The sequence below is a fragment of the Rhizobacter sp. genome (genome assembly GCF_032229685.1).
Classification (GTDB): Bacteria; Pseudomonadota; Gammaproteobacteria; order Burkholderiales; family Burkholderiaceae_C; genus LMDS01.
Map to the genome: position 1 here is coordinate 105126 of NZ_JAVTWP010000039.1, position 18040 is coordinate 123165.

The window sequence follows — 18040 nt, forward strand, 5'->3', positions numbered from 1 at the left end:
CCGGGGGCGCCATCTACTGCCAGCGCCAGGTCCAGATCAGGTCGAGCGAATTGTCTTCGCCCGACTGTGCGCGCAGCGTGAAGCGCTGCGCGATGCGGTAGATCAGCTGCCAGCTGCCGGTGGTGGCGTTCAGGCCGCGTTCGTAGCCCACGTACCAGCGCCGCGAGAGCTGCTTGCCGAGCGAGATCACGGTGTCTCGCACTTCGCCGTCGCTCTGACGCACCGAGATCTCGTCGAGGCCGATCGCCTTGATGAACTGGTCGCTCACGCTTTCTTTTTCGCCCGCCAGCAGGGCCAGCGCGGCGCGTTGCAGCAGCGCGGTGTCGGTGCGGCCCAGGCCGTCGCTGGCGCGGCCCATCACGAGCCAGCTGAGCTTGTCGATCTCGGACAGTTCGGGCTCCGAGAACAGGCGGATGCGCGGCGTGACCGCGTTGCCGGTCACGGCCACGCCGACGCGCACGTCGAGGTTGGGGCGCGTGGCTTCGATGTCGAGCCGCGGGTTGTCGACCGGCCCGTTGAAGATGACCAGGCCGCGGTCGATGCTGAGCTTCTGCCCGTAGGCCGCGTAAGTGCCGTCGGCCGCGCGCACCGTGCCATTGACGGTGAGGCGGCCGTTCGGCGACGTGATGTGCAGTTCGCCACGCAGCCCGGTGTCGAGCCCGCGGCCGCGCACGCGCAGGTTCTCGCCCAGGTTCACGCGCAGGTCGAGCGCCACGTCGCGGCTGGTGGGCGCGGTGGCCGTGGGCGCCGCTGGTGTGGCGGCGGCCGATGCAGCGGCGGCCGGTGAGGCCACACCCCTGGCGCGAACCACTTCCACGTCGCTCGACAGGCTGGGCGCTTCGCTGCGTGTGAAGTCGATCGCGCCCTCGTCAACGCCGAACGAGCCATTCAATGCCAGCGTCTTGCTGTCGAGCGTGAGCTGCGCCTGGCCGCTGCTGACGATGCGCCGGTCGACCCGGCCGAGCAGCTGGAACTTGTCGGCGCTGAGCTTGAGCACGGCCTTCGGCGCTTCACCCAGGTTCGCATTGCCTTCGAGCTTGATGGTGCCCGTGCCACCCTTCGCGGTGAAACGCTCGATGCGCGCGGTGCTGCCCTGCAGCGCGATCAGCAGGTCGCCGTCGCTGATGTTCACACCCTGCAGGAAGTTGCGCACCGACAGGCCGGTGCCACGCATCTCGCCGGTGTATTCAGGCGCGTTCAGCCGCCCGCCGATGCTGGCGCTGGTGCGCAGCGCGCCGTCGATGCGCCATCCCGGTGGCACCCAGGTGCCCCAGGTGCCCAGGCTCGCCACCTGCAGTTCGAGCACGCCTTCGATCGGTGTGTCTGCGGCCGGCCAGCTGGCCTGCGGAGAAGTGCGCGCGACGATCGCGCCGGCCGCCACGCCCAGCGTCTTGCCGGCCAGCGCCTGCGTGAACGACCAGACACCGTCGTTCGCGTTCAGCGCCAGGCGCAGGTCGGTCAGGCCGAGCGCCTGGGTGCCGAGCTCGTCGGTCACGCTCAGGTCGCCGGCGCTGCGTTCGAACACGACTTCGGCGCGAAAGTCGGGCGCACTGCGCAGGTCGATCTTGCCGGCCAGCGTCAAGTCGCCGCCCCAGCCGAAGTCGGGTTGCGCGCGCGCCAGCAGCGGCGCCACGCGCATCGGCTCGATCTGCGCTTGCGCCTCGATCTGCGCGAAGCCACCTGCGCTCTCGGCGGCGCGCCACGCGATGCGGCTCCAGCGCACCGCGCCCCCCAGCAGCTCGGCGCGGCCGGGTTGCACGGTCGCGCGTGCCGGGCCGCCGGCCCATTGCAGCTCGATGCCGACGTCGCGGCTGCGCAGCAGCGGCGCTGCACTGTCGCCCCGCAGCTCGACCTGCTGCACGGTGCCGCGCCAGCCGGCGAACGGGCTGCCGGGTTGATCGAAGGCGCCGCCTTGCGCCTGCAGCACTGCCACGCTGCGCTTCGGCCCGGCAGGCGCCTGGGCGCTCTGTGCCGGGGTGGTGGCCAGCAGGCTCTCGGTCCAGGCCGGCGGCAGCGCTTTCGACTCGGCGCGCACATCGAGCGTGTGGGCGCGTGCGCCGCCCTTCAGCTGGAGTTGCACCGACGCGAGCGACGGCCCCGGCGTGGCCGCGCCCGAGCTCTTGGCCGCGGCGGCCGGCGCGGTCTGTGCGAGCGTGGCGTCGGTCAGCGCGGCCTGAATCTCTGCCGGCGCGTCGGCCGAGGTGCCGAGCTTCCACGTCGCCTGCGCGCGCTGAACGCTGGCGCTGCCGACGCGCAGGCCGTTGGCGTCGAGCTGGCCTTCGCTCGTCATCAGCGGCCAGCGGCCGGCGACACGGGCGCTTGCGCTCAGGCTGCCGGCGACGGTGCTGTCGCCAGTGGTCGACTGCAGCAGCTTGAACAGCGGCGCCAGCCGGTTCAGTGCGGGGCCGTCGATGGCCACGTCCCAGCGGTCGCCGGCACCGTCGCCGGTGGTGCCGAGCCGGCCTTCCACGCGCACGCTGTTGCCCGCCGCGTCGAGCGTCAGCAAAGGCAAGGCCACATTGCCGGCAGCGCTGCGCAAGGCCAGCTCGCCACTCAGCGGCACGCCCGCCAGCACGCTGTTCGCGACCGTGGCGGCGGCCTCGCCGCGCAACCCGGCCAGCAACGCGGCGAGTGGCATCGAGCCCGCCTTGCCCGGCACGCCGAGGTCGAAGGTGCTCTTGCCGTTCAGGCGGTTCACCGTCTTGCGCCAGGGCGAGTCTTCTGCGCCCGGCCACCACAGCGCTGGGTCGAAGTCGACGAGCGCGGCTTGCCCCTTCACTTGCCAGGGCGCATCGGGGGTCGGGTGCGTGACCAGGCCGCTGAGCGTGGCACGTGCTGCGCCGGCCAGCACCTGCGCGTCGCGCACTTCGATGCGCTGCGTGCTCAGGCTGGTGTCGAGCACGAGCCGCACGGCGCGGGCGGGGCCGCGGTCGGCGAGCTGGCCTTGCAGTTCGGCCTTCAGGTCGACCGTGGCACCGGCGCCCGACGCCGTGAGCGGCCCGCTCAACTGCATCGGCGCGGCGCGTGCATCGAGCAGCGCCGGCTTCAAGGCGGCGAGCGTGGCGGCGAGCGTCCAGCCGTCGGGGCTCCAGCGGCCGGTGCCGGTGAGGCGGCCGGCGTTCTGTTGGGGTGTGCCGAGCTCGGCTTCAAATCGGCGCAGCTCCAGCACTGAAGGGCTGTCGGGCCGGCCACCGAGCGCGAGCGTCAGGCGGTGCAGCGGCAGGCGCTGTTCGTTCCAGCGGCCGGCGGCGGCGTTCGTCACGTCGATGTCGACCGAGGCCGGCTGGTCGAGGCCGCTGCTCGCGGCCACGGCGCGCCCGCTCAGGCTCGTGGCCGGCGCGGCGCTGCTGAATGCCGACAAATCGAGCGCTTGCGTGCTCGCCTGCAGGTCGCCCAGCGGCCAGGCGGCGAACGGACGCAGCGTGGCGCGCGCGTCGAGCGACTGCGGTGCTTCTTTCGCCGCGGGTTGGGTGCGCACCGTCGCCATCAACACCGGTGCAGCCAGCGGGCCGGCGAGCGACACACCCGCGCTCCACGCGGGCACGGCACCGAACGCGGCCTGCGCGAAGCCGAGCGCGGCGTCGAGCTGCATCGGCGCGCTGCTCGCGATGCGCGCGCTGCCGCGAGCCTGCAGGCGGTCCCAGCCCAGGCTGAGGCCTTCAACGCGGTGCTCGGCGCCACCGGCTGCGCCCAGGTGCAGCTGCGCGCGCAGTTCGCGCAACGGCTTGTCGCCGAGCGCGTTCAGGTGCAGTTCGGCCACGTTCAGCGCGCGCACCTCGATCTCGAACGGCCATTTCAGGTCGGCGGGCTGGCGCAGCGGCTCGCTCTTCTTGTTCGGCGCCATGAGCACGTCGACGCGGCCGGCGTGCAGCTCTTCGAGCACCAGGCGGAACCAGCGCCCGCTGTCGCCACGGGCCAGCACGAGGCCGCGCCAGCCGACGTTGGCGAGCGTGAAGCTGTCGTCGCTGCCCGGCAGTTTGATCTGCACGCGGCGTGCCTCGAAGTCACCCAGCAGCAGGCCGCGGGGTGACTCGACCTGCACGCCGGGCACCAGCGTCAGCAGCCAGGCCGTGCCACTTTCGCTGCGCAGCGCCCAGCCGATGGTGGTGGCCAGTGCAGCCAGCAACAGCACCAGCGTCGCCAGGCCGGCAAACCACCAGCGCAGCCCGCGCCGCTTCGCTGGCAACGACGGCGGCTCGGGCAACGACGGCGTCCCGGTCTCGCTCATCAGAACGCGATCCCGATGCTCAGGTGCAAACGAACCTTCTGCGTCTCCTGGCCGTACGCCAGGTCGACCCGCAGCGGCCCGACGGGGCTGCGCCAGCGCACGCCCACCCCGTAGCCGAATACGGGTCGCAGTTCGGTCCAGCGGTCGGCGGCATTGCCGGCGTCGACGAAGGTGGCCCACCAGATTGCGGGGTACTTGGCCGAGATCGGCCGCGCGATTTCGGCGCTGGCGGTGGCCAGCGTGCGACCGCTCGAGACCACACCGGCCGTGGTCGGGCCGAGCGTGCGGTAGGCATAACCCCGTACCGACTCGTCGCCACCGGCACGGAACAGCAAGGTGTCGGGAATGCCGATGGCGTCGCGTGTGAAGACCTCGCCGGCTTCGCCGCGGAAGGTGGCGTACCAGGCGTCACCGATCGGCTGGTACCAGGTCATGCGCAGATAGAGCCGCCCGAACGGGCTGCGGCCTTTTTCGGTCACGCCGAGTACCGTGGCGCTGCCGCTCGCGTAGCCCACCGCCGCCTGCGCCGAGGTGGTGAGGCCGCGGGTCGGCAGCAGCACGCTGTCGATGTCGCGGTAGACCCAGTGGTAGTTGTACGACGCGGCGCTGCCGTTGCCGCTGGCCAGGTTGCCCTTGAGCCGGGCCTGCGTCAACTCGAAGAAGTAGAGCCGTTCGATGCGCGGCGTGTCCTGCGTGCGGCCGACACGCGCCGACCAGGAGTCGAGCACCTCGTCGGCCGCGCGCAACTGCGAAGCACTGCCTGCCACGAGGTTGCGGTAGCGGCCGTCGAGCGGGTGCGACATCAGCTCGCCGCTCCAGGACTTGAGGTTCGCACCGAGCTCGAACTTGTTCTTCGCGATCCAGCGTGTGCCGAAGACCCGCCGGTGCGTGTGCTCCAGCGTCAGGCGCGCGCCGGTGTTGGCGCTGTAACCGATGCCGGTGGTGGCCTGCTGCAGCGGCAGTTCCTTGAGCTTGACGAGCACCGGCGCGGCGCTGGCCGTCTCGGGGTTGGCGTCGAGCTCGACCGCCGCGCCTTCGAACAGGCCGACCTTCTGCACCCGCTCCTGAAAGTCGAGCAGCGCTTTCTCGGTGTACGGCGTGCCGGTGCCGAAGAAAGCGAGCTTGCGCACCGCATCTTCGTCGTAACGCTGCAGGCCTTCGATGCGGATCTCGCCGAAGCGGAACAGCGGCCCGCTGTCGAGCTGCGCCGAGAGCGTGACGCTGTTGTCGGGCGCATCGACGAGCGCGCGTGTCTCGGTCCAGGCGGCGGCGGCGTACCCGCGCGCGCGGAGCTGCGCGATGGTGAGGTTCTTCGCGTCGGTCCAGGCCGACTGTCGGAACGCCGCGCCGGCCTGCAGCGGCCACTGCCGCCGCAACGTGGCCAGCTCTTCGAGGGCCGCTGCGTCGCCTGCTTTCGCGGCGGTGTCGAGCGGGCCCTGGGCACCGAGCGTGAAGCCGGCGACCAGGGCCTGCGGGCCCGGCTCGACGATCACCACGATCAGCGGCACCTCGCCCTGCGCCGGGCCGCGCTCGACCTTCACGTCGGCGCTGAAATAGCCCGCGGTTTCCAGCAGCGAGCGTGCCTGCGCCGGTGTGCCGCGCATCAACCGTTCAAGCTCGGCCGGCGTGATGCCTTCGGCCGCCGGTGCGTTCTGGAAACGCGACAGATCGAGGTAGGTCGTGAGCAGCGTGCGCAGCGCGTCGGGCGCCTGCACCTCGACGCGGTACTCGGCACGTTCGAGCGTGGGCGCCGGCGCCTCGGCCTTGGCGGGCTCGGGTTTCGGGAGCAGAAAGACCAGGTTGGCGCAGCCCGACAGCAGGCCCGCCACCACGAGCGCGGCCGCAGCCAGCGCCCCGGTGCGAGCCGTCATTTGCTGAGCAGGCGCATCGCCCCTTCCAGCCCGGCCAGCGTGAGCGGGAACATGCGCTGGTTCATCAGTTGCTGGATCACCGCGATGCTTTGCCGGTAGCCCCACACACCTTGCGGTTCGGGGTTGATCCAGGCGAACTTCGGGAAGGCCTGCGTGAGCCGCGCCAGCCATTCGGCGCCGGCTTCTTCGTTGTTGTATTCGACGCTGCCGCCGGGCTGCAGGATCTCGTACGGGCTCATCGTGGCGTCGCCCACGAAGATGAGCTTGTAGTCCTTGTTGTACTTGCGCAGGATGTCCATCGTGGCGAACTTTTCGCTGTAACGACGGCGGTTGTTCTTCCACATGAAGTCGTAGACGCAGTTGTGGAAATAGTAGAACTCGAGGTGCTTGAACTCGCTCTTGGCGGCACTGAAGATCTCTTCGACGCGGTGGATGTGTTCGTCCATCGTGCCGCCCACGTCCATCAGCAGCAGCACCTTCACCTTGTTGTGGCGCTCGGGCACCATCTTGATGTCGAGCCAGCCGGCGTTCGCGGCGGTGCTGCGGATCGTGTCGTCGAGGTCGAGCTCTTCTTCCGAGCCTTCGCGGGCGAATCGGCGCAGCCGGCGCAAGGCCACCTTGATGTTGCGCGTGCCGAGCTCGAGCGTGTCGTCGTAGTCCTTGAACTGGCGCTGGTCCCACACTTTCACCGCGCTCTTGTTGCGGCCCTTCTCCTGGCCGATGCGGATGCCCTGCGGGTTGTAGCCGTAGGCGCCGAAAGGCGAGGTGCCCCCGGTGCCGATCATCTTGTTGCCACCTTCGTGGCGCTCTTTCTGTTCTTCGAAACGCTTCTTGAGCGTTTCCATCAGCTCGTCCCAACCCATCTTCTCGATCAGCGCCTTTTCTTCGGCGCTGAGTTCGAGCTCCATCTTCTTCTGCAGCCAGTCGAGCGGCACGTCTTGCGTGAAGTCGGTGAGCAGTTCGACGCCCTTGAAGTAGGCGGCGAAAGCGCGGTCGAACTTGTCGAAGTTGGCTTCGTCCTTCACCAGCGAGGTGCGGGCGAGGTAGTAGAACTTGTCGATGGTGGGGCCGTTGGGGTCGTTCTCGTCGGCGTCGATCACGCCCGACTTGATGGCCTCGAGCAGCGTGAGGTATTCCTTCACCGAGACCTTCAGCTTGGCGGCGCGCAGGGTGAAGAAGAAGTTGATGAGCATGGTGGTGCGGCCCGTTGGCGCGCCCGCGGCGGTGCGCGGGCGGGCGAAGACCGGAGCATAGCCGGGAGCGTGTCCCCAGAGGCTCGGCCGGGTCTTCGGGGGGCCGTAACCGGTTGTTGCGCGATGGAATGCTGTCATGTTTGCGGCGCTGTTTGCCACCCGGGGTGGCGGGTCAGAGCCGCTGGCCGTGGCCGAGGGGTAGGTGTTGACCGCGCCCTGCCGTAACGGTCACGTCCTTTTGTCGTTTTCACACCCCTTCAGAAGCCGCAGTTGCGCAGGAGCAAGCCAGGGCTCTTCTACCGATTCCGGGAACGCGGAGCCTGCGGTATGGTTTGCGCTCGCGAGCTCCCCGGTATCCGCCCGCGTCGTCATGGAAAACCATCTCGCTTCGCCCCTGATCCTGCTCATTGCGGCGCAGCTCACGCTGTACGCATTGGGCTGGGCTGTGTGCAGCATGGTCGTTCCCGAAGAACGTGCCGCCGCGCTGAACTGGTGCTTGTTCGGCGTGCTTGCCGGCGTGGGCCTGCTGCTGATCGGCCTGCGAACCGAGGATCGCGGCTGGTGGGCGTATTGCGGCAGCAACGTGTTCACCACGCTGAGCTACCTGGCGCTGCTGCGCGGCGGCGAGTCGTTCGTGCGCCTGCCGCCGCGCAATGCCGAGCACCTGCTGGTGGCCGCGGCCATTGTCGCGGTGTTCGTCTTGTTCGGGCCCTCCGCCGAGCACGCGCCGGCGCGTCTGCTCTTTCTGTACGGCGTGTCGGCTGCGCTGCTGGTTCGAACTCTGTTGCGCCTGCAGGCCCCGATCCGTACAGAGTTCGGCGCAAAGGTCTTGTGGGTGGTGATGCCCTCGGGCGTCCTGATCGCCACGATCTTCGTCGGCCGTGTCGTGCAGCAGGCGATGCACATGGACTTGCCCCTCGAACTTCATCGCGCCGGCCCCGACAACACCCCGACCATGGTGGGCTACCTTGTCGGCGCGGCGCTGTTCAATTTCGGGTTCCTGTCGCTGCTGATCATGCGGTTGACCCGGCGCCTGCGCGAACTGTCGCGACTCGACCCGCTCACCGGGCTGCTGAACCGGCGGGCGCTCGGCCTGGAGCTCGAGCGCGAATGGCGGCGTTTTCGGCGCGACGGCACGCCGCTCGCGGTGCTGGCGATCGACATCGACCACTTCAAGGCCGTGAACGACAACCTGGGTCATGCCGCCGGTGACGCGGTGCTCGTGGCCGTGGCGCAGCAACTGCGCGCCAGCGCTCGCCAGACCGACGTGGTGGCGCGCACCGGTGGTGAAGAGTTCGTGCTGTTGATGACCGGCGCACAGCCGCAGGGTGCCGAAGAAGCGGCGCAGCGGCTTCGCGAGGCGATCGCAGGCGCGACCGTGGTTTTCGCTGGCCGCGGCATGGCTGTCACGGTGAGCGTCGGCCTGGCACTGCCTGAGGCTGCCGATGCAGACGCGTCGGCCTTGATGCAGCGCGCCGACAAACTCCTCTACCGTGCCAAGTCAGAAGGGCGCAACCGCGTCTGTTTCGACGCTCGCCAAGCCGACATCGGCAGCGCCCCTGCGGCGTGAATCACTTCGGCGCTGCGGGGCGCCGGTTCGCCGGCGCACGATCGTGCCGCTTCAGCCAACTGAAGAATTCGCCGTACCAGAGCTGCGAGTTGCGTGGCTTGAGCACCCAGTGGTTCTCGTCGGGGAACCAGAGCAGGCGGGCGTCGATGCCCTTGGCCTGCAGCGTGTTGTAGTAGGCCAGGCCTTGCTGGTCGGGCACGCGGTAGTCGAGCGCACCGTGGATCACGAGCGTCGGCGTTTTCATCGCGGACACGAAATTGCTGGGGCTCTGTGATTGCACCTTGGCCGGGTCTTCCCAGTACCAGCCGCCCAGCTCCTTGGCGTGCCAGGTGTAGGCGTCGTCGCTGAACATCGCCTGCCAGTCGAAGCAACCGGCATGGCACACGTAGGCGTTGTACCGGCCCGCTTTCACGTGGCCGTTCATCCACGCGACCATGTAGCCGCCGTAGCTGCCACCGGCAGCGAACACGCGCTTGCGGTCGGCCCATGGTTGCTTGAGCAGCCAGTCGGTGCCGGCTTCCACGTCCTGCAGTTCGAGCTCGCCCCAGCGGTGCGTGATACTGTCGAGGAAAGCCTGGCCGAAGCCGCTGGAGCCGTGGTAGTTGACGCACGCCACCACGTAACCCTGGGCCGCGAACGCGTGGGTGTTCCAGCGGTAGTGGAAGGTGTCACCGGCCGCAGCGTGCGGCCCGCCGTGGATGCTGTGCAACACCGGGTACTTCTTCTTGCGATCGAAGCGCGGCGGGTAGGTGAGCCACATCTGCACCGGCTCGCCGAGCGCACCCTTGACCGTGACTTCTTCGCACGCCCCGAGCCGCAGCGTGCCGAGCAGCTTGTCGTTGAAGGTTTCGAGCCGCAACGGCGCCTGGCCGTCGCGCACGGCATGCACCCGCGCCGGGTGCATCAGCGCATCGGCCACGCTCGCGACCACGCCACCGGCCACGTCGAAGCCCTGCACCCAACCGCCCTGGGCCACGACGCTCGCGGTGCGGCTTTCGATCACATAGCGGTAGAGGTGTTTGCGGCCGCGGTCTTCGGCGGCGAAGTAGAGCGCGCTGGTGTCGCTGCCCCAGCGCAGCGGGCCTTCGACGGCGTGGTCCCACTCATCGCTGAGCAGGTGCCAGCGGCCGCCACGCTCGAGCAGCGCGGCGCGGCCGGGCATGGTGTGCTTCTTGCCGGTGTGGGCCGCGCTCATCGCGATGTGCCGGCCATCGGGGCTGTAGCGCGGCGCGTCGAAGTCCCAGGCGGCGTCGCTGGTCAGCGCCGCGAACTTGCCCGTGCGCAGGTTCAGCTCGGTCAGCGCCTTGCGGTTCTCGATGCGTTTTTGCGGCTGCGGGTCGTGCGTGAACACGATGTGCCGGCCATCAGGCGAGATGTCGAAGCAGTTCGCGTCGGGGTCGGTGCGTGGCAGTTCGTAGGGCGTGCCTTCGAACAGGTCGGTCACACGGCCGCTGGCCAGATCGAGAACATGCAGGTGCGCCACCCGGCCCATCGGCAGGTTCTGGTCCCAGAAGCGGTATTGCGCTTCGCTGGTGACGTAGCCGCTGGCCTTGCGGTCCTTGAACTCCTTGAGCTTCTTCGCTTGTGCTTTGGAGCCCTTCAGTTCCGGCCAGACCCAGGCGATGAAGGCGATTCGGCGGCCGTCGGGAAACCACTTGAAAGCGTCGATGCCGGGTGCGTAGTCGCTGATGCGGCGCGCCTCGCCGCCGTCGGGCGCGATCACGTAGAGCTGCGGCGCGTCGTCTTTCTTGCCTTGCTGCTCGCGCCTGGCGACGAAGGCGATCTGTTCACCGGTGGGCGACCAGGCGGGCTGCCCGTCCTTGTCGCCGCAGCTGGTGAGCGCGCGTGCAGCGCCACCGAATGTGGAGAGCAGCCACAGGCTGCTGCGGCTGTTGTTCTCGTCCATCGAAAAGCGGCTGACCGAACACACCGCCTGCGCGCCGTCGGGTGACAGGCTGATGCCACCGATGCGTTCGAACTGCCAGAGCTCGTCGACCGTGAGGTTCTTTTTCTTGTCGGCCATGGTGCAACCTTTTCAGCGGGGTTTGTCGAGTTGCCAGCGCAGGTGGGTTTTCACGGTCGGCCACTCGGCTTCGGTGATGCTGTAGACGGCGGTGTCGCGCAGCGTGCCGTTGCTGGCGCGCTGGTGGTTGCGCAGGATGCCGTCGAGCTTGGCGCCGAGGCGCTCGATCGCGCGCCGGCTCTGCTGGTTGAAATAGTGAGTGCGGAACTCGACGGCGATGCAGCCGAGCGTTTCGAACGCGTGGCCGAGCAGCAGCAGCTTGCACTCGGTGTTGAACGGGCTGCGCTGCATGCGCGCCGCCGTCCAGGTGGAGCCGATCTCGACACGCTTGTGTGTGGCATCGACGTTCATGTAGGTCGTCATGCCGGCCACACGCCCGTCGCCATCGCGGGTGGTGAACGCCAGCATCGCGCCCTTGGCCTGCAGGTCGAGCCGGCGTGCGATCTCGGCGCTCATGCCCTCGGGCGACGGCACGGCGGTGTACCAGAGCTTCCAGAGTTCGCCGTCGCGCGTGGCGTCGACGAGCTCGTCGTGATGCTCGGGCGCCAGCGGCTCGAGCGAGCAGTGCGCACCGACCAGCCGAACCGGCGACAACCAGGCCGCCATGTCAGCGGTTGTGCCGTTGCATGAACACGAGCTTCTCGAACAGTGACACGTCCTGTTCGTTCTTCAGCAGCGCGCCCACCAGCGGTGGCACGGCCACCTTGTCGTCCTTGCTCTGCAGCACCTCGAGCGGAATGTCTTCGGCCACCAGCAGCTTGAGCCAGTCGAGCAGCTCGCTGGTCGAAGGCTTCTTCTTCAGGCCCGGCAGGTTGCGCACGTCGTAGAAGTTCTTCAGCGCGGCGCCCAGCAGCTCTTTCTTCAGCGACGGGAAGTGCACTTCAACGATCGCCTTCATGGTCTCGGCGTCGGGGAACTTGATGTAGTGGAAGAAGCAGCGGCGCAGGAACGCGTCGGGCAGCTCTTTCTCGTTGTTCGAGGTGATGAACACCAGCGGCCGGTGTTTCGCCTTCACGAGCTCGCGTGTTTCGTACACGTAGAACTCCATGCGGTCGATCTCGCGCAGCAGGTCGTTCGGGAACTCGATGTCGGCCTTGTCGATCTCGTCGATCAGCAGCACCACCGGCTGCTCGGCCGTGAAGGCCTGCCACAGCACACCCTTGACGATGTAGTTGTGGATGTCTTTCACCTTCTCGTCGCCGAGCTGGCTGTCGCGCAGGCGACTCACGGCGTCGTACTCGTACAGGCCCTGCTGGGCCTTCGTGGTGCTCTTGATGTGCCACTGCAGCAGCGGCATCTTCAGCGCCAGCGCCACTTCTTCGGCCAGCATCGTCTTGCCGGTGCCGGGCTCGCCCTTCACGAGCAGCGGGCGCTTCAGGGTCGAGGCGGCGTTCACCGCCAGCATCAGGTCGGGGGTGGCGACGTAGTTTTCAGAGCCTTGAAACTTCATGACGCGGTCTCGAGAGACGGTGGTGTTGGGGGTCTCGAACCAGTATAAGGGCGCCCCCTATAATCCCGCGTTGCTGAGCAAAACCCCGCCTTCCGCCACCATGAAAAAGCTTCTTTCGCTGTTGATCGCGCTGGCCGCCACCGGCCTTTCCCTGCAAGCGCAGGCCCAGGACGCCAAGGCCGGCGAAAAGAAGGCGGCGATGTGCATCGGCTGCCACGGCATCCCCGGCTACCAGGCCAGCTTCCCCGAGATCTACAAGGTGCCGATGATTGCGGGGCAGGGCGCCAAGTACATCGTCTCGTCGCTCACCGCCTACAAGAAGGGCGACCGCAAGCACCCGACCATGCGCGCCATTGCGGCGTCGCTCAGCGACCAGGACATGGCCGATCTGGCCGCGTTCTACGAGACCGAAGCCAAGGGCGATGCGCCCGACACCAAGACCGCCGCTGCGCCGTCGGCCGCGGTGGCCGAGTTGCTGAAGAAGGGCAACTGCGCTTCCTGCCACGGCGAGAACTTCAGCAAGCCGATCGACCCGAGCTACCCCAAGCTCGCCGGCCAGCACGCCGACTACCTGTACCAGGCGCTGAAGGCCTACCAGACCGACAAGAACCCGCAGGTCGGCCGCAACAACGCCATCATGATGGGCATGGCCAAGCCGTTCACCCACGCCGAACTCAAGCTCGTGAGCGGTTACCTCGCCACCCTGCCGACCGAGCTGAAGACGGTGCCTCAGTCACGGTTCCGCTGAGGCAAATCACACAATCCTGAAGGCCGCTGCGATCCAGCGGCTTTTTTCATTGGGCACGACCGAGCGGGGTGGCTCAACTCCCGGCCAGAATGGACGATATCGTGGTTGACTCTCGTCCTGCGACCCGCCCATGCTGAAGAAGATCGCCATCCAAGACCTGCGCCTGGGCATGCACCTGCATGAACTCTGCGGGCCCTGGCTCGACCACCCGTTCTGGCGTGCGAAGTTCCTGCTGACCGACCCGGCTGATATCGCCAAGCTGCATGCCAGCGGCATCACCGAATGCTGGATCGACAACGCCAAAGGCGCCGATGTGGCAGCGGCTGCGGCCGAAGCTGCGCCCGCGCCGGTGGTGATGGCGGTTCCCGAGGAAGCGCCTGCCGAACCGAAAGCGGCCGAAGCCGCGGCGTGTTCCATCAACGAAGAACTCGCGCGCGCCGCGCAGCTGGTGAAGAAGTCGCGCACGGCCGTGCTGTCGCTGTTCAGCGAGGCGCGCATGGGCAAGACCATGAACACCGAGCAGTGCGCCGAACTGGTCGGCGAGATCACCGAATCGGTGTGGCGCAACCCGGGCGCGCTCGTCAGCCTGGCGCGTCTGAAGACCCACGACGACTACTCGTACATGCACTCGGTGGCGGTGTGCGCGCTGATGGTCTCGCTGGCGCGCCAGCTCGGCCAGAGCGAAGCCGAAGCGCGCGAGGCCGGCCTGGCCGGCCTGCTGCACGACATGGGCAAGGCGCTGATGCCGCTCGAGGTGCTGAACAAGCCCGGCAAGCTGACCGATGCCGAATACGACCTGATCAAGACCCACCCCGAGCGCGGCCACGAACTGCTGCTGGGTGGGAGTGCCGGCGCCATGGCGCTCGACGTCTGCCTGCACCACCACGAGCGGCCCGACGGCAAGGGCTACCCGCATGGCCTGGCCGGCGCCGCGTTGACGCAGATGGCGCGCATGGGGGGCGTGTGCGACGTCTACGACGCCATCACCTCGAACCGCCCCTACAAGGCGGGCTGGGACCCGGCCGAGTCGATCGCGCGCATGGCCGAATGGACCAAGCAGGGCCAGTTCGACCCGCTGATCGTTCACGCCTTCGTTTCCAGCCTGGGCATCTACCCCACCGGCTCGCTGGTGCGGCTGCACTCGGGCCGGCTGGCAGTGGTGGTCGAGCAGAACCCGGCGGCGCTGGCGGCGCCGCAGGTGAAGGTGTTCTTCTCGACCAAGGCGCAGATGCCCGTGCCGCCCGAGCTCGTCGACCTGAACCAGCCCGGCTGCAGCGAACGCATCATCGGCCGCGAGTCGAACGCGGTGTGGCAGTTCAAGCACCTCGACGAGCTCTGGGCCGGGCGAGAAGCGCTCGACAAGGCGCGCGGCAGCGGCGCCCGCAAAGGCTGAAACCCGCGCCACGCTCCGGCTCCGGTCTGGCCCTTAAACTGCGGCCACAAACCACTCTTCGGAGCCAGAGATGAAGCTGATGTTTTCTGCCGCGTTGCTCGCCGCGCTGAGCCTGGGCACGGCCCAGGCACAAACGCTGCGCTGGGCCTCGCAGGGCGACGCCCAGACCATGGACCCGCATTCGCAGAACGAGTCGATGACGAATGCGATGAACGGCCAGGTCTACGAAGCGCTCGTCAACTACGACAAGAAGCTCGGCATGGACACCATCCTCGCCGCCAGCTACCAGATGGTGACCCCGACCCTGTGGCGCTTCAAGCTGCGCCCGAACGTGAAGTTCTCCGACGGTGCGCCGTTCACGGCCGACGACGTGGTGTTCTCGGTGCTGCGCGCACGCATGGGCACGTCGGACATCAAGGTCTACGCCAACGCGGTCGGCGAGCCGAAGAAGGTCGACGCGCTCACGGTCGAGTTCACGCTGAAAGACTTCAACCCGGTGTTCCTGGAGCACCTGTCGACGATCCAGATCATGAACAAGGCCTGGTGCGAGAAATACAAGGCCGAGAAGCCGATCGACTTCAAGAACAAGGAAGAAGGCTTCGCCTCGCTCAACTCGAACGGCACCGGCCCGTTCATGCTGGTCTCGCGCGCGCCCGACACCAAGACCGTCTACAAGCGCAACCCGAACTGGTGGGGCAAGTTCGAGGGCAACGTGCAGGACGTGGTCTACACACCGATCAAGAACGACGCCACGCGCACCGCCGCCCTCGTGTCGGGCGAGATCGACTTCGTGCTCGACCCGGCGCCGACCGACGTCGACAAGCTGCGCGCCACCAGCGGCGTGAAAGTGATCGACGGCCCCGAGAACCGCATCGTCTTCATCGGCATGGACCAGAAGAGCGACGAGCTGGCCTACAGCAGCGTGAAGGGCAAGAACCCCTTCAAGGACCTGCGGGTTCGCCAGGCGCTCTACGACGCGATCGACATCGACACGCTCAAGACACGCCTGATGCGCAACCAGGCCTACCCGACCGGCGGCATCACGCCTTCGCCGCTGGCCGCCTTCAACGACCCGGCGATCGAGACGCGCCGGCCCTACAACCTGGAAGGCGCGAAGAAGCTGATGGTCGACGCGGGCTACCCCGACGGTTTCGAAGTCACGCTCGACTGCCCGAACAACCGCTACATCAACGACGAGAAGATCTGCCTCGCGCTGGCCGCGATGTGGGCCAAGCTGAACGTGAAGGTGCGTGTCAACGCCATGCCGCGCGCCAACTACTTCCCCAAGGTGCAGAAGTACGACACCTCGATGTACATGCTCGGCTGGGGCGGTGCCAGCACCGACGCCGAAAGCACGCTCACGCCGGTGCTGCGCAACCGCGGCGAGGGTGGCGTGGGCTCGTGGAACTTCGGCCAGTACAGCGACGCCAAGCTCGATGAGCTGGCGGCCGCGTCGAGCAAGGAAGCCGACCCGAAGAAGCGCAAGGAGCTGATCATCGCGGCGCTCAAGCAGCACAACGCCCAAGTGCACAACCTGCCGCTGCACCGCCAGGTGATCCCGTGGGCTTCGCGCCAGAACGTCGAGGTCGTGCACCGCGCCGACAATTGGCTCGAGTGGCGCTGGATCACGATCAAGCAGTGAACTGAGCCACGAAAAAGCCCCGCACTCGGCGGGGCTGGCAGGGCGGGGGCAGCTCGACTCAGAAGCTCGTCCATTCGTCGTCGGTGCCGGTCTTGCGTGGCGCCGCTTCGGGGCGCGGTGCAGGCGCTGCCACTTTGGCTTTGGTGCCGAAGGTCGGCCGGGTCACGTTCTTGGCGCGGCCCGGGCCACGCCGTTCGGCATTGCTTGGGGCGGGGCTGGCCGTGAAGGCGGCCGGGGCGAAATTCGCGGCGTTGCCCTGGGCCAGCTTGAACACCGCCACCACCTGCACCAGCTGGTTTGCCTGCACTTTCAGGCTCTCGGCGGCGGCGGCACTTTCTTCCACCAGCGCGGCGTTCTGCTGCGTGGTCTGGTCCATCTGGCTCACCGCTTCGCCGATCTGGGCCACGCCGGCCGACTGTTCGGTGCTGGCGGCGCTGATCTCGCCCATGATGTCGGTCACGCGCCTGATCGAGTTGACCACTTCGGTCATGGTGGCGCCGGCCTGGTCGACCAGGACCGTGCCCTGTTCGACCCGCTCCACGCTGGCGCTGATCAGGCTCTTGATCTCCTTGGCCGCATCGGCCGAGCGCCCGGCCAGGCTGCGCACTTCGGAGGCCACGACCGCAAAGCCGCGGCCCTGTTCGCCGGCGCGCGCCGCTTCGACCGCCGCATTCAGGGCCAGGATGTTGGTCTGGAAAGCGATGCCGTCGATCACGCTGATGATGTCGGCGATCTTCTTCGAGCTGTCGTTGATGCCCTTCATCGTGGTCACCACCTGGCCGACCACGTCACCGCCCTGCATCGCGACGCTGCTCGCGTTCATGGCCAACTGGTTGGCCTGCTTGGCGTTGTCGGCGTTCTGCTTGACGGTGGAGCTGAGCTCTTCCATCGAGGCGGCGGTCTCTTCCAGCGCCGAGGCCTGCTCTTCGGTGCGCTGGCTCAGGTCGTTGTTGCCCTGGGCGATCTGCGACGAGGCGCTGGCCACGCCCTCGGCGTTCTGGCGCACTTCGCCAACAATGCGCGTGAGGTTGTCCTTCATGTGTGACAGCGCGACCAGCAGTTGTGCCGTCTCGTCCTTGCCTTCGACGCGCAGGTCCACCGTCAGGTCACCTTCGGCCACGCGCACGGCGGCGGCCTGAGCCCGTTTGATCGGTGTCGTGATGGACCGTACGATCAGCCAGCCGAACCAGCCGGCAAACAACAAGCCGCCGACCATCGCGACCGCGAAAGACGTTCGCATCGTGGCGTAGCGGGCCGCGGCCTCGTCGTACTCCTTCTTGGCCTCTTCCAGTTGCACTGTGGTCAGGGAATAGATTCCTTTCTCCACAGGTGCGTACAACGGACGCACCTTGTCGGTCAGAAGACGCGTGGCATCCTTCAGGTCGTTGGCGCGCAGAGCAGCCAGCGTGGGCTGCAAGCCTTCTTGCAGGAACTTGTTGCGGTCCTCGACGAAGGCCTTGGCCAGTGCTTCTTCTTCCCGTGTCGCCTTGGTCGCCGCGTAGGCATCCCAGACCTTGGAGGCTTCGACCAGGTTGGCATCGACCTTCGCCGTGCGCTCCTTGATGAACTCGGGTGTGGGCGTGTTCAGCGCGGCGGCGGTGTCGAGCCGGACTCGCAGCAACAGGGCTTTGACCTCGCCGAGTTGACTGGTGGGAACGGTGCGATCCTCATAGACTGTTTTCAGCGCATCGTTTGATTTTCCGAGGCCGACCAGGCCGAGCACGCCGATGCTGACCATCAGTGCCGACAGGACGCAGATCAGCAGCATCAACCGGGTTTGGATTTTCAAGTTGTTCATGGGGTATCGTTTGAAAGTGACTTGGGGGCGTTCGAAGGGCTTTGCGGCAATTGGCTCAGTACGAGGATTGTTCGATCAGCCCATTCCCGGGGCTGCTCATCAGCTTTTCGAAGTTGACGAGGGT

General features: G+C 67.6%; 11 protein-coding genes. 4 read left to right on the top strand and 7 right to left on the bottom strand.

The features are described 5' to 3' along the window. Positions 1-13: 13 nt before the first annotated feature. Genes AC30PD_RS17565 through AC30PD_RS17575 form a run of 3 tightly spaced genes read right to left on the bottom strand, consistent with a single transcriptional unit; the run spans position 14 to position 7292 of the window. Positions 14-4228 carry a translocation/assembly module TamB domain-containing protein gene (locus AC30PD_RS17565; protein WP_489536958.1) on the bottom strand — a complete coding sequence of 1405 codons (4215 nt, stop codon included), beginning with the start codon at positions 4226-4228 and terminating at the stop codon, positions 14-16. Continuing rightward, complete coding sequence (locus AC30PD_RS17570; RefSeq protein WP_489536959.1) at positions 4228-6099, bottom strand: autotransporter assembly complex protein TamA; 1872 nt, start codon at positions 6097-6099, stop codon at positions 4228-4230. The genes AC30PD_RS17565 and AC30PD_RS17570 overlap by 1 nt, the downstream gene beginning before the upstream one ends. Beyond that, on the bottom strand, positions 6096-7292 hold the full coding sequence (locus tag AC30PD_RS17575) for a vWA domain-containing protein (protein ID WP_489536960.1): 1197 nt from the start codon (positions 7290-7292) through the stop codon (positions 6096-6098). Before AC30PD_RS17575 ends, AC30PD_RS17570 begins: the two co-directional genes overlap by 4 nt. Before the next feature lie 370 nt (positions 7293-7662). Here AC30PD_RS17575 and AC30PD_RS17580 point away from each other — a divergent pair, with 370 nt between their 5' ends. Then, entirely contained in the window at positions 7663-8862 is a 1200-nt protein-coding gene (locus AC30PD_RS17580; protein WP_489536961.1) for a GGDEF domain-containing protein, read from the top strand. 1 nt (position 8863) lies between these two features. Here AC30PD_RS17580 and AC30PD_RS17585 read toward each other — a convergent pair whose 3' ends face one another. Genes AC30PD_RS17585 through AC30PD_RS17595 form a run of 3 tightly spaced genes read right to left on the bottom strand, consistent with a single transcriptional unit; the run spans position 8864 to position 12335 of the window. Next, positions 8864-10885, bottom strand: a complete 2022-nt coding sequence (locus AC30PD_RS17585) for a S9 family peptidase (protein ID WP_489536962.1) — start codon at positions 10883-10885, stop codon at positions 8864-8866. A 12-nt stretch (positions 10886-10897) separates the two neighbouring features. Continuing rightward, positions 10898-11491 (bottom strand): GNAT family N-acetyltransferase, encoded by a 594-nt coding sequence (locus AC30PD_RS17590; protein WP_489536963.1) that lies wholly within the window; start codon positions 11489-11491, stop codon positions 10898-10900. A gap of 1 nt (position 11492) precedes the next feature. Continuing rightward, positions 11493-12335: an AAA family ATPase gene (locus tag AC30PD_RS17595; protein ID WP_489536964.1), complete on the bottom strand. Its 843-nt coding sequence runs from the start codon at positions 12333-12335 to the stop codon at positions 11493-11495. Positions 12336-12435: 100 nt separating this feature from the next. On the opposite strand from AC30PD_RS17595, the gene AC30PD_RS17600 reads away from it, so the two are divergent. The 3 genes from AC30PD_RS17600 (at position 12436) to AC30PD_RS17610 (ending at position 16118) form a co-directional block, all read left to right on the top strand. Next, positions 12436-13083: a c-type cytochrome gene (locus AC30PD_RS17600; protein ID WP_489536965.1), complete on the top strand. Its 648-nt coding sequence runs from the start codon at positions 12436-12438 to the stop codon at positions 13081-13083. Positions 13084-13213: 130 nt separating this feature from the next. Then, positions 13214-14476, top strand: coding sequence for a cyclic di-GMP phosphodiesterase (locus tag AC30PD_RS17605; protein ID WP_489536966.1), 1263 nt, complete (start codon positions 13214-13216; stop codon positions 14474-14476). A 70-nt stretch (positions 14477-14546) separates the two neighbouring features. Further along, a complete protein-coding gene (locus AC30PD_RS17610; RefSeq protein WP_489536967.1) occupies positions 14547-16118 on the top strand; it encodes an ABC transporter substrate-binding protein in 1572 nt (523 codons plus the stop codon). Between the two features lie 58 nt (positions 16119-16176). Here the strand turns inward: AC30PD_RS17610 and AC30PD_RS17615 are convergent, their stop codons facing one another. Then, complete coding sequence (locus AC30PD_RS17615; RefSeq protein WP_489536968.1) at positions 16177-17916, bottom strand: methyl-accepting chemotaxis protein; 1740 nt, start codon at positions 17914-17916, stop codon at positions 16177-16179. Positions 17917-18040: the final 124 nt, after the last annotated feature.

Excerpts from the sequence above, each read along its gene's own strand:
- AC30PD_RS17565 (WP_489536958.1), bottom strand. The coding sequence starts at position 4,228 with ATGAGCGAGACCGGGACGCCGTCGTTGCCCGAGCCGCCGTCGTTGCCA.
- AC30PD_RS17570 (WP_489536959.1), bottom strand. The coding sequence starts at position 6,099 with ATGACGGCTCGCACCGGGGCGCTGGCTGCGGCCGCGCTCGTGGTGGCG.
- AC30PD_RS17575 (WP_489536960.1), bottom strand. The coding sequence starts at position 7,292 with ATGCTCATCAACTTCTTCTTCACCCTGCGCGCCGCCAAGCTGAAGGTC.
- AC30PD_RS17580 (WP_489536961.1), top strand. The coding sequence starts at position 7,663 with ATGGAAAACCATCTCGCTTCGCCCCTGATCCTGCTCATTGCGGCGCAG.
- AC30PD_RS17585 (WP_489536962.1), bottom strand. The coding sequence starts at position 10,885 with ATGGCCGACAAGAAAAAGAACCTCACGGTCGACGAGCTCTGGCAGTTC.
- AC30PD_RS17590 (WP_489536963.1), bottom strand. The coding sequence starts at position 11,491 with ATGGCGGCCTGGTTGTCGCCGGTTCGGCTGGTCGGTGCGCACTGCTCG.
- AC30PD_RS17595 (WP_489536964.1), bottom strand. The coding sequence starts at position 12,335 with ATGAAGTTTCAAGGCTCTGAAAACTACGTCGCCACCCCCGACCTGATG.
- AC30PD_RS17600 (WP_489536965.1), top strand. The coding sequence starts at position 12,436 with ATGAAAAAGCTTCTTTCGCTGTTGATCGCGCTGGCCGCCACCGGCCTT.
- AC30PD_RS17605 (WP_489536966.1), top strand. The coding sequence starts at position 13,214 with ATGCTGAAGAAGATCGCCATCCAAGACCTGCGCCTGGGCATGCACCTG.
- AC30PD_RS17610 (WP_489536967.1), top strand. The coding sequence starts at position 14,547 with ATGAAGCTGATGTTTTCTGCCGCGTTGCTCGCCGCGCTGAGCCTGGGC.
- AC30PD_RS17615 (WP_489536968.1), bottom strand. The coding sequence starts at position 17,916 with ATGAACAACTTGAAAATCCAAACCCGGTTGATGCTGCTGATCTGCGTC.